Annotated in this window: 9 protein-coding genes and 1 tRNA gene; 5 read left to right on the top strand and 5 right to left on the bottom strand. The window is 72.5% G+C overall.

Annotated features, from left to right (window positions below; genetic code table 11):
• Nucleotides 1-179 precede the first annotated feature (179 nt).
• Entirely contained in the window at nt 180-1,568 is a 1,389-nt protein-coding gene (locus AB0C87_RS42470) for a cystathionine beta-synthase (protein ID WP_345176905.1), read from the bottom strand.
• 186 nt (nt 1,569-1,754) lie between these two features.
• Between AB0C87_RS42470 and AB0C87_RS42465 the strand changes: the two genes are divergently transcribed.
• The 4 genes from AB0C87_RS42465 (at nt 1,755) to AB0C87_RS42450 (ending at nt 5,467) form a co-directional block, all read left to right on the top strand.
• Nucleotides 1,755-2,939, top strand: a complete 1,185-nt coding sequence (locus tag AB0C87_RS42465; RefSeq protein ID WP_360582230.1) for an SGNH/GDSL hydrolase family protein — start codon at nt 1,755-1,757, stop codon at nt 2,937-2,939.
• 134 nt (nt 2,940-3,073) lie between these two features.
• Entirely contained in the window at nt 3,074-4,294 is a 1,221-nt protein-coding gene (locus tag AB0C87_RS42460) for an acetyl-CoA C-acetyltransferase (RefSeq protein ID WP_345176900.1), read from the top strand.
• 227 nt (nt 4,295-4,521) lie between these two features.
• A complete protein-coding gene (locus AB0C87_RS42455) occupies nt 4,522-4,749 on the top strand; it encodes a DUF4287 domain-containing protein (protein ID WP_179843986.1) in 228 nt (75 codons plus the stop codon).
• Between the two features lie 346 nt (nt 4,750-5,095).
• On the top strand, nt 5,096-5,467 hold the full coding sequence (locus tag AB0C87_RS42450; RefSeq protein WP_353834687.1) for an HIT domain-containing protein: 372 nt from the start codon (nt 5,096-5,098) through the stop codon (nt 5,465-5,467).
• A 178-nt stretch (nt 5,468-5,645) separates the two neighbouring features.
• Here AB0C87_RS42450 and AB0C87_RS42445 read toward each other — a convergent pair whose 3' ends face one another.
• The 4 genes from AB0C87_RS42445 to AB0C87_RS42430 form a co-directional block, all read right to left on the bottom strand.
• Nucleotides 5,646-6,422, bottom strand: coding sequence for a Bax inhibitor-1/YccA family protein (locus AB0C87_RS42445; protein WP_353834688.1), 777 nt, complete (start codon nt 6,420-6,422; stop codon nt 5,646-5,648).
• A 314-nt stretch (nt 6,423-6,736) separates the two neighbouring features.
• Nucleotides 6,737-6,809, bottom strand: a tRNA-Leu gene (locus AB0C87_RS42440).
• A gap of 113 nt (nt 6,810-6,922) precedes the next feature.
• Nucleotides 6,923-8,272, bottom strand: a complete 1,350-nt coding sequence (locus AB0C87_RS42435) for an NAD(P)/FAD-dependent oxidoreductase (protein ID WP_360582227.1) — start codon at nt 8,270-8,272, stop codon at nt 6,923-6,925.
• Between the two features lie 388 nt (nt 8,273-8,660).
• Complete coding sequence (locus AB0C87_RS42430; protein WP_345176889.1) at nt 8,661-9,482, bottom strand: uracil-DNA glycosylase; 822 nt, start codon at nt 9,480-9,482, stop codon at nt 8,661-8,663.
• Nucleotides 9,483-9,622: 140 nt separating this feature from the next.
• Between AB0C87_RS42430 and AB0C87_RS42425 the strand changes: the two genes are divergently transcribed.
• Nucleotides 9,623-10,399, top strand: coding sequence for a DUF2510 domain-containing protein (locus AB0C87_RS42425; protein ID WP_360582225.1), 777 nt, complete (start codon nt 9,623-9,625; stop codon nt 10,397-10,399).
• The last annotated feature ends 19 nt before the right edge of the window (nt 10,400-10,418 follow it).

Raw genomic sequence — 10,418 nt, 5'->3', positions numbered from 1 at the left:
GGCGGCTCCCCCCCCCCCGCCGCGCCCCCCGGGGGGGGGCCCCCCCCCCCGGCGGGGGGGGGGGGGCCCCCCCCCCCCCCCCCCCCCCGCGGCCCCCCCCCCCCCCCCGACACCTGAACGGCCGAGCGCCTGGAGATCATCGATCTCCAGGCGCTCGGCCGTTCTCCGCTCCGCCGGGGTCAGCCGGTGGAGTCGGACAGGAAGGCCAGAAGGTCCTGCCGGGTGATGAGGCCCTTGGGCTTGCCGTCCACGAGGACGACGGCGGCGCCGGACTTCTCCAGGACGCCGACGGCCTTGCTGACCGGCTCGCCGGAGCCGAGCGTCGGCAGCGGCGCCGACATGTGCGACTCGACCGGCTCGGTCATCTTGGCCTGGCCCTTGACCATGATGTCGAGCAGGTCGGTCTCCCCGACCGATCCGACCACCTCGGCCGCCATGACCGGCGGCTCCTCCTTCATCACCGGCAGCTGCGACACCTCGTACTCGCGCATGATGGCGATCGCGGTCTGCACGGTCTCGTGCGGGTGGACGTGCACGAACTCCGGCAGCGTGCCGCCCTTGCGGGTGAGCACCTCGCCGACCCGCGCCTCCTCGGTGGAGGGGGTGAGGAAGCCGTAGTCCGCCATCCAGCTGTCGTTGAAGATCTTGCCGAGGTAGCCGCGGCCGCCGTCGGGCAGCAGCACCACGATCACCGCGTCCGGATCGGCGCGCTCGGCCACGCGCAGCGCGGCGACGACCGCCATCCCGCAGGACCCGCCGACGAGCAGCGCCTCCTCGCGGGCGAGGCGGCGGGTCATGGTGAAGGAGTCCTTGTCGGACACCGCGATGACCTCGTCGCAGATGTCGCGGTCGTAGGTCTCGGGCCAGATGTCCTCGCCGACGCCCTCGGTGAGGTAGGGGCGGCCGCTGCCGCCGGAGTAGACCGAGCCCTCCGGGTCCGCGCCGACGATCCGGACCCGTCCGCCGGAGACCTCCTTGAGGTACCGGCCGACGCCGCTGATCGTCCCGCCGGTGCCGATGCCCGCGACGAAGTGCGTGATGCGGCCCTCGGTCTGCTCCCACAGCTCCGGCCCGGTCGTCTCGTAGTGCGACTGGGGGTTCTGCGGGTTGGTGTACTGGTTCGGCTTCCACGCGTCGGGGATCTCGGTGACGAGGCGGTCCGAGACCGAGTAGTAGGAGTCGGGGTGCTCGGGGTTCACCGCCGTCGGGCAGACGACCACCTCGGCGCCGTACGCGCGCAGCACGTCGATCTTGTCCTTGCCGACCTTGTCGGGGCAGACGAAGACGCACCGGTAGCCGCGCTCCTGCGCGACGATGGCGAGGCCGACCCCGGTGTTGCCGGACGTCGGCTCGACGATCGTCCCTCCGGGGCGCAGCTCGCCCGACTTCTCGGCGGCGTCGATCATGCGGACCGCGATGCGGTCCTTCACCGACCCGCCGGGGTTGAAGTACTCCACCTTGGCGAGCACCTGCGGCGCCCGGCCGCCGCCCACGCCGGCGGTCACCTTGCGCAGCCGGACGAGCGGGGTGTTGCCCATCAGCTCGATGAGCGAGTCGTGTACGTGCACCGCGACATCCTTGTCGTTCAGTGTGTTGATCTTATGGTTGCGTCCCTGGTCGGCCGCCGGTCGCGCGCCGAAACCGGCGCGGTGACCGGAAGGCTTCCCGTTCTCGACGGTAGCCGAGATCCGCCACCGCAGGTATCGCGACCCTTTCGTGCGGGTAGGTACAAATTCACGGAGGGTCAGCGCAGCATGTGGAGAGCATTCACCGCCCGCCGCATCGCGGCCGCCGCGGCCTATGGCGGCGGAGGCATCACCGCGCTCGGCGGCATCACGTTCGGTCTGCTGCTGATGCAGGCCAGGCTCGCCCGCAGGACCATCCTCGCACGGCCGAACGGCGACCCGCCGATCGCCGACGGCCTGTACGGCGGGACGCGCGGCGGCGACCCGCTCTCGCTGGTCATGCTGGGCGACTCGACCGCCGCCGGGCTCGGCGTGCGCACCCCGGAGGAGACTCCCGCCGCGCTGCTGGCGGCCGGGCTGTCCGCGATCGCGGGACGTCCCGTCCGGGTGACGAACGTGGCCCGCTCCGGTTCCCGCTCGCAGGCGCTCGGCGGCCAGGTCGACCAGGCCCTGCAGACCCGTCCCGACGTCGCCGTCATCATGATCGGCGCGAACGACGTGACGGGGCGGGTCCCGGCCGCCGAGTCCGTCCGGCACCTGGCCCGCGCGGTGGAGCGGCTGCGCGGCGCCGGCGGCGAGGTCGTCGTCGGCACCTGCCCCGACCTCGGCTCCGTGAAGTCGCTGATGCCGCCGCTGCGCTGGTTCGCGCGCCGCGCGAGCCGGCAGCTCGCCGCCGCCCAGACGATCGCCGTCGTCGAGCGCGGCGGCCGCTCAGTGTCGCTCGGCGACCTGCTCGGCCACGAGTTCGCCGCCGACCCGCTCGCGATGTTCAGCGAGGACCGCTACCACCCGTCCGCCCGCGGCTACGCCGCCGCGTCGGCCGCCGTGCTGCCGTCGATGGCGGCCGCGCTGGGCCTGGGGCACGATCTGTCCGACCACCTGGCGGCGGACGTCCTGCCCGTCTACCTCGCCGCCGCCGAGGCCGCCGAGCGGGCCGGCACGGAGGTCAGCGGCGCGTCCGTCGCCGGGCTCGACCGCGGCCCCCGGGGTCGCTGGGCCACCCTGCGGTACCCGCTGCGGCACCTGCCCCGGCGCCACGCGGCCGGACACCTTCCCCGGGAGGACGGCCCGGCGCTCACGGAGCCGGAGCCCGCCCGGTCACCGGTGGCGGGCCCCGGCGGCCCGGGGTGCCGGCCGAGGCTTCGCCCGCGCTGGCGGTGGCCCGGCCGGTGGCGGCGGTCCCACTCTCCGGTGCCCGGCGTCCCGGACACATGGGGCGGCGGTCACCCCGCCGCCGGGACCTCGCCCAGGTGAACGAGGTAAGCCCGTACTTATTGGACGTTCCGTCCACCAGGCGCGGGGGGCGGCGTGTACGGGGCGGGGGGCCAGCGGCTAGATTGCTGGTGACCGGTGAGTAACACCGTTGGCGCTGAGAAGGAGACCCGCACATGCCCGAGGCAGTCATCGTCGCAACCGCGCGCTCGCCGATCGGGCGCGCCTTCAAGGGGTCGCTCAAGGACATCCGGCCCGACGACCTCACCGCCCAGATGGTCACCGCCGCGATGGCGAAGGTCCCGCAGCTGGACCCGAGCCAGATCGACGACCTGCTGCTCGGCTGCGGCCTGCCCGGCGGCGAGCAGGGCTACAACATGGGCCGCGTGGTGTCGGTCCTGCTGGGCTGGGACAACGTGCCCGGCGCCACCATCACCCGGTACTGCTCGTCCTCGCTCCAGACGACGCGGATGGCGCTGCACGCGATCCGCGCCGGGGAGGCCGACGTCATCGTCTCGGCGGGCGTCGAGACCGTCAGCCGGTTCGCCAAGGGCAGCAGCGACGGCCTGCCCGACACGCAGAACCCGCTGTTCGCCGACGCCCAGGAGCGCACCGCCAAGGCCGGCGAGGGCGGCGCCGCCGTGTGGCACGACCCGCGCGAGGACGGCGCGCTGCCCGACATCTACATCGCGATGGGCCAGACCGCCGAGAACGTGGCGGCCCTGCGCGGCGTTTCCCGCCAGGCGCAGGACGAGTTCGGCGTCCGCTCGCAGAACCTCGCCGAGAAGGCTCTCGCCAACGGGTTCTGGGAGAAGGACATCACCCCCGTGACGCTGCCGGACGGCTCCGTCGTGGCCAAGGACGACGGCCCCCGCCCCGGCACCACCTACGAGAAGGTGTCGCAGCTCAAGCCGGTCTTCCGCCCGGACGGGACGGTCACCGCCGGCAACTGCTGCCCGCTGAACGACGGCGCCGCCGCGGTCGTGGTCATGAGCGACACCAAGGCCGCCGAGCTCGGCATCACCCCGCTGGCCCGCATCGTGTCGACCGGCGTCACCGGCCTGTCCCCCGAGATCATGGGGCTCGGCCCGGTGGAGGCGTCCCGCCGGGCTCTGGCCAAGGCCGGGATGACGATCGACGACATCGACCTCGTCGAGATCAACGAGGCGTTCGCGGCGCAGGTGCTGCCGTCCGCCGAGGAGCTCGGCATCGACCACGACAAGCTGAACGTCAACGGCGGCGCGATCGCGGTCGGTCACCCCTTCGGCATGACCGGCGCCCGGATCACCTCCACGCTCCTCAACGGCCTCAGGTTCCACGACAAGCAGTTCGGTCTGGAGACGATGTGCGTGGGCGGCGGCCAGGGCATGGCCATGGTCCTGGAGCGCCTCTCCTAAAGGTAAGACCAACCTTACCCAGGGAAACGGAAACCTGACCCCTGCACGGTGGCCCGCGCGGAACCGCCCTCACGCGGCTCCCTGCGGGCCACCTGCGCGTTTCCGGGGATCATCCCCGTTACGGATGATCTACATAACGTCATGGATAGGTCCCCGTTAGGGGGTTGTCACATGCGGAGAGGTGTTGCAGAGTCGGCAGGAAGAGCCCCGCGACCTGGAGGTGCCAATTGTCACTGAACCACTCGCCGGAGACGCACAGCAAGCTGATAGCCCGCATTCCGCAAGTCACCGGACGTGACATCCCCGAGTGGTTCACCACGATCGAGAACGGGCCCTCGTTCACGCGCTGCGAGGAACGCAGCACCTGGCTGGCCGAGGAGCACAACCTCTCCCACGGCTACGCCGCGGCCCTGGTCCGCGAGCACGAGCGCACGCGCCGCGCCCGCCACTACTGAGCACGCGCCTCCCCTGGGGAGGGCGCGCCGATCGAACGTCATACCGAACGTTGCGGGATCCCGCCAGAGGGTGTCCCCGCCGTCGTGCCGCTGCTCGCCACGACCTTGGCGCAGAGATCCCGCACAGATCAGCCCCACGCCGCCCGGCGCGGGGCTGATCAACGCGTGGACCGCCCCGGCCAGGACCCGCGCCCAGCGCCGTTACGTTGCCGGTGTTGAACGGCCCGTAGACCGCCTGCCAGGAGCCGCACGTCACACTTGCCAGATGGCCCCGGCCGGGCACGGTCGTCCCCCGAAGCCGCGTCCTGCAAACCAGCATGGGCGCCGCACAAACGGGGAGATGACCATGACCAAGCCGATCAGCACCGAGCGCGGCTCGTGCATTTTCTGCAAGATCGTCGAAGGTACGGCTCCTGCCGAGATCGTGCGGGAGTGGCCGGACGCGGTGGCATTCGTGCCGCTCGGTCCGGTCGTGGAGGGCCACGTCCTGGTGGTGCCCCGCGTGCACGTCGACGACGTCACCGAGGACCCGATGGTCTCGGCGACGACGATGGCCAGGGCGGCCGAGCTCGCCCGCGAGGCGTTCCCGTGCAACGTGATCACCTCGGCGGGCGGCGAAGCCACCCAGACGATCTTCCACCTGCACATCCACATCGTCCCCCGGCGGGCAGGCGACGACCTGCACCTCCCGTGGACCGACCAGGTGGTCAGCGACTGACCTCCGGGCAGATCGCCACCACCCGCTACGACGAAGAGCCAGCACACACAGCGTCTCGGACGCTGGCTGCCTGACATATCAACTCCGGCGAAGGGCCCGGAACCCCGGGCCCTTCTTCTCGAAGCGCGCCGACCGGAGACCTCACTGCGTCGGGCTCACAACACGCCGACGCTCACCCCTAGTCGCGCCCGGAGAAGTAGCTGAGCAGCCGCAGGATCTCCAGGTAGATCCACACCAGGCTCAGCACCAGCCCGAACGCGCAGTACCAGGCGAACTTCTCGGGCGCGCCCGTCCGCACCCCGGTCTCGACCGCGTCGAAGTCGAGCAGCAGGAAGAAGCAGCCGACGAGGATCGCGACGACGCTGAAGACGTAGGCGAGGGGGTTGCCGGGGTCGCGGATCCCGATGCCGTGGTCGCCGCCGAACAGGTACACGACCCAGTTGACGAGCATCAGCCCGATCAGCGCGAGCCCGGCGGCCATGACGAACCGGGCGAACTTGGGCGTGACCCGGACGATGCGCAGCGCGTAGACGGCGAGGGTGGCGCCGAACGCCAGCGCCGTCCCGACCACCGCCTGGAAGACCACTCCGTGGTAGATGTCGTTGTAGGAGTGGCTGACGATCCCGACGACGACGCCGTAGACGGCGGCGAACGCCAGCACCGTCGCCGCGTTCGCCTTGCGGCCGAACGCGATGAACGCCCAGATGCCGATCTCGGCGATGAGCGCCACGACCAGCACGGGCGCGGCGCGCGCGGTCGGCACCAGCGCCCAGGCCAGCGCCGCCGTGGCCACCAGGGTCACGAGCGTCAGGAATCCGCGGACGACGACGTCGTCCATGGTCATCGTCCTGGTGGCGGCCGGCGCGTACCCGGGCGCGGCATAGGCGGCCCCGCCGTACCCTCCGCCCCGCTGGTCGAAGGCGCTCCCCCGGAACGCCGGGTTTCTGCTCTCCATCAGGTCTCCACTTCCGCCGAGGTGACCCACCAGTCTAAGCCGCGAACCCCCCAGTTGATCAGCCGCAACACCCCCCGAAAAGCCCCCGACCCGCGCACCCGCCGGCGAAGGCGAAGCCGAGCACCCGGGCGAAGGCGAAGCCGAGCACGGGCCAGACGACCGCCGACCCCGACCCGAGGAGAAGGCGATGGCGAAGCCGAGCCCGCGCGAGGGCGAAGCCCGAGCATCGGGGGTTCTAGGGGGTCGCCCCCTGGGCGGACACAGCGAGCCAAGGCGAAGCCGGTAGAAGATCGGCGAGCAGGGTTCGCCGCACGTGCCCCTGGTCGGACTCGAACCGACACACTGGCTCTTTTAGGGAGCCCGCCTCTGCCGTTGGGCTACAGGGGCGGCGTCATCATATCGAGTCAGTGGTTGTCGCCGCCGTCTCCAAGGGCCGTGATTGTGGAGCTCTGGCGGCCGGGTTCGGCCAGTGGAACGGTCCGGCCGGTCAAGGCGGGTTGTCAGATGTCGCGCTGGCGTCCGGCGGCGAGTTCGAACTCCTGGCGGGGCCATTCGAGTTCGCCGAGCGAAACGATCTCGCGGCGGAAGAACGCGGAGAGCGTCCAGTCCATGGTGATGCGGAACTTGCGGTTGACGGTCGGCATGCGCGACAGGTGGTAGGTGCGGTGCATGAACCACGCGGGCAGGCCGCGCAGTTTGAGGCCGTAGACGTTGGCGACGCCCTTGTGCAGGCCGAGGCCGGCGACCGAGCCGACGTAGGCGTGCACGTACGGTTTGCGGGGCTTGCCGCGCAGGTCCGCCACGATGTTGTCGGCGAGGCGCTTGGCCTGCCGGACGGCGTGCTGGGCGTTGGGGGCGGTGAAGTCGCCGGTGTCGGTGAGGTCGGGGACGGCGGCGTTGTCGCCGGCGGCGTAGACGCCGTCGAGCCCTTCGACGGTGAGCTCGGCGGTGGTCCTGATGCGGCTCTTGTCGTCGAGGGGGAGGTCGCTCTCCCTGACGACGGGGTGCGGTTTGACGCCGGCGGTCCAGACGAGGGTGCCGGCCTCGAACTCCTCGCCGTCGCTCAGCACGATGCGCCGCTTCTCGGCGGACTTGAGCAGCGTGTTCATCTTGACCTCGATGCCGCGGCGGCGCAGGGCCTCGGCGGTCCAGCGGCCCATCTCGGGGCCCACCTCGGGAAGGATGCGGTCGGTGGCCTCGACCATCATCCAGCGCATCTCCTTCTCGTCGATCGTCGGGTACCACTTGCAGGCGTCGCGGGCCATGTCCTCCAGCTCGGCCATGGCCTCGACGCCCGCGAACCCGGCGCCGACGAACACGAACGTGAGGGCGCGCTTGCGGACGGCCTCGTTGTCCGGGTTGGACGCGGCGATGTCGAGCTGGTGCAGGACGTGGTTGCGCAGGAAGATCGCCTCTTCGACGGTCTTGAAGCCGATCCCGCACTCGGCGAGGCCCGGGATGGGCAGGGTCCGCGAGATGGAGCCGAGGCTGACGACGAGCATGTCGTACTCGATGTCCCGCTCCGGCACGCCGGAGGTGTGCGCGCCGGCGGGCCGGAGGGTGAGCCGTCTGGAGGCGTTGTCGATCCGCGTCACGAACCCGTTCACGATGCGGCAGCGGTTCAGGACCTTGCGCAGCGGCGCGACGACGTGGCGGGGCTCCAGGTTCCCCGCGGCGGCCTCGGGCAGGAACGGCTGGTAGGTCATGTAGGACTGCGGGTCGATGACGGTGACGGCGACCTCGCCGCGGCGCATCTCGCCGCGCAGCCTCTTCTGCAGGCGCAGGGCCGTGTACATGCCGACGTATCCGCCGCCGACGATCACGATCTGTTTCGTGCGCTGGGTTGGCATATCCGGAGCGATACCCGGTTCTGCCGCTGCCTCACGTCTTGGGGGGAGGTGCGAACTTCCTCGGCGCGCCCGACATCTCATCCGATGTACCACCAAGAGGGAGACCGCGAGGTCAGGGCCCGACGGGGGCGCCAAGCGGTCGCGGGGCGGCGGACCGGTGCAGGGGCCGGTCCGCCGCGCCGCGGCCGCTTGGCCACGGCCCTGCCTCGCAGTCGAACTCTTCGTGGGACGGCTTTCAGGGGGAAGCGATGCCGCGAATCATCTGGGGCACCATCGCCGTCGCGGCCTTGACCGCTCTCGCGGGGTGCGGTGGGAGCGGCTCGAACGCCGGGCGCGCGTCGTCCGAGGGGACGGCCCGGCGTCCGCCCCTCGCCGCGACCCCTCCGGCCTAGTGGAAGTCGCGGGCGCGGACGAACACCGCGTCCAGCATCTCCTCGGTGACGCGGCCGGTGAAGGTGTTCTGCTGGCTCGGGTGGTAGCACCCCAGGAGCAGGACGGGGTCGCGCCGGGACGCCGACGGCGGCGGAGCCAGCTCGACCTCGGCGCCGTGGCCGAACTTCGGCCGGGGGCGCGGCACCGCGTACCCGGCCTGCTTCAGCGCGGGCCACACGCCCTGCCAGGCGAAACCGCCGAGGCACACGACGCAGCGGACGCTCGGGGCGACCTGCTCGACCTCGCGCGCGAGCCACGGCAGGCAGGTCGCCCGCTCCAGGGGCGTCGGCTTGTTGTCGGGCGGGGCGCACCGGACGGTCGCCGCCATCCGCGCGCCGATGAGCCGCTGCCCGTCGCCCGCGTGGACGCTGGTCGGCCGGGCCGCCAGCCCGACCCGGTGCAGGGACGCGAACAGCCAGTCGCCCGAGCGGTCGCCGGTGAAGATGCGGCCGGTGCGGTTGCCGCCGTGCGCGGCGGGGGCGAGGCCGACGATCAGGATGCGCGGCCGCTCGTCGCCCCATCCGGCGACGGGGCGGCCCCAGTACCGCTCGTCCGCGAACGCCCGGCGGCGCTGGACGGCGACCTTCTCCCGCCACTCCACGAGCCGGTCGCAGGCCCGGCACACCGACTGGCGGGCGCACAGCTCGTGCAGATCCGGCGCCCCGGCGGCCAGGTCGGCGACGTCGCCGGCGCCGTGCGCGACGGGGGTCGCGGGGGCGGCGGGGTCTTCCGGCCACCCTGACCCGGGCGGCACGAACGGAGGGTTGGCGGGCGGCATACCACCGATCGTCCCACGCCACGGCCGGTGGCCGGGTTCCGCCCATGACCGGTGGGAGGCGGGTCCGGTCGGTACGATGCGTTCGCCGGTCGGGGAGGCGGGTGTCTCGGCACGCGCGCTGTGCGAAGCGGGAGGCAGGAGTGTCGCAACCGGGCTGGTACCCCGACCCCTACGGCACGGGCAGCCTGCGCTGGTGGGACGGGGAGAGCTGGACCGAGCGGCTGAACCCCGAGACCGACCGCCCGCCCCGGCTCCCGCGCCGCGAGCAGCGGGGCGGCACCGGGTCCGCCGGCGGGGAGCACTACACCGCCCCGCACGCGCCGACCTGGGAGCGCGCCCCGTCCGTCCCCTCCCTGGACGTGAACGTACGCGGCCTGCACCTGCACGCCGACCACCAGGGCGTCGCCTACGGGAACGCCTCGCTCGCCTGGCCGCGCGTGGAGTGGGTGGCGTACTGGGCGGCGGAGCGCCCGGCGGGTCCCGGCCACGCCCCCGGCACGCAGTGGGTCTTCCAGGCGGGGCGGCATCCGTTCCGCGGCGGGCCCCGCGTGGAGGTGGTGATCGAACCGGGTGCGGCGCCCGCTCGCGCGGCGGGGCCGGGCGGCGAGCCGGAGCGGGTCTGGGGGCGGTTGATCCAGCTCTGCCAGGAGCACGCGGAGCCGCGGCTCGTCGAGGAGCTGGCCGGCCGCGTCCGCGCGGGCGAGTCGGTCGACGTGGCGCAGGGGCTGACCGTCCATCCGGGCGGCGTGCGCGGCGACCGGGTATCGCTGAGCTGGTCGTCGATCTCCACCGCGACCGTCGACCGGGGCCGGGTCTGGATCCAGCAGGCCGGCGGCACCGCGCCGGTGCTCTACGTCCCGCAGCAGAACCCGAACGCCGTGCTGATCCCCGCGCTGCTGTCCCGGCTCAAGTACTAGGGCACGCGCCGGGCCGGGC

The sequence above is a fragment of the Actinomadura sp. NPDC048021 genome (genome assembly GCF_040653135.1).
Taxonomy (GTDB): Bacteria; Actinomycetota; Actinomycetes; order Streptosporangiales; family Streptosporangiaceae; genus Spirillospora; species Spirillospora verrucosospora.
The sequence above is the reverse complement of the archived record's forward strand: the minus strand, read 5'-3'. Positions and strand labels throughout refer to the sequence as shown.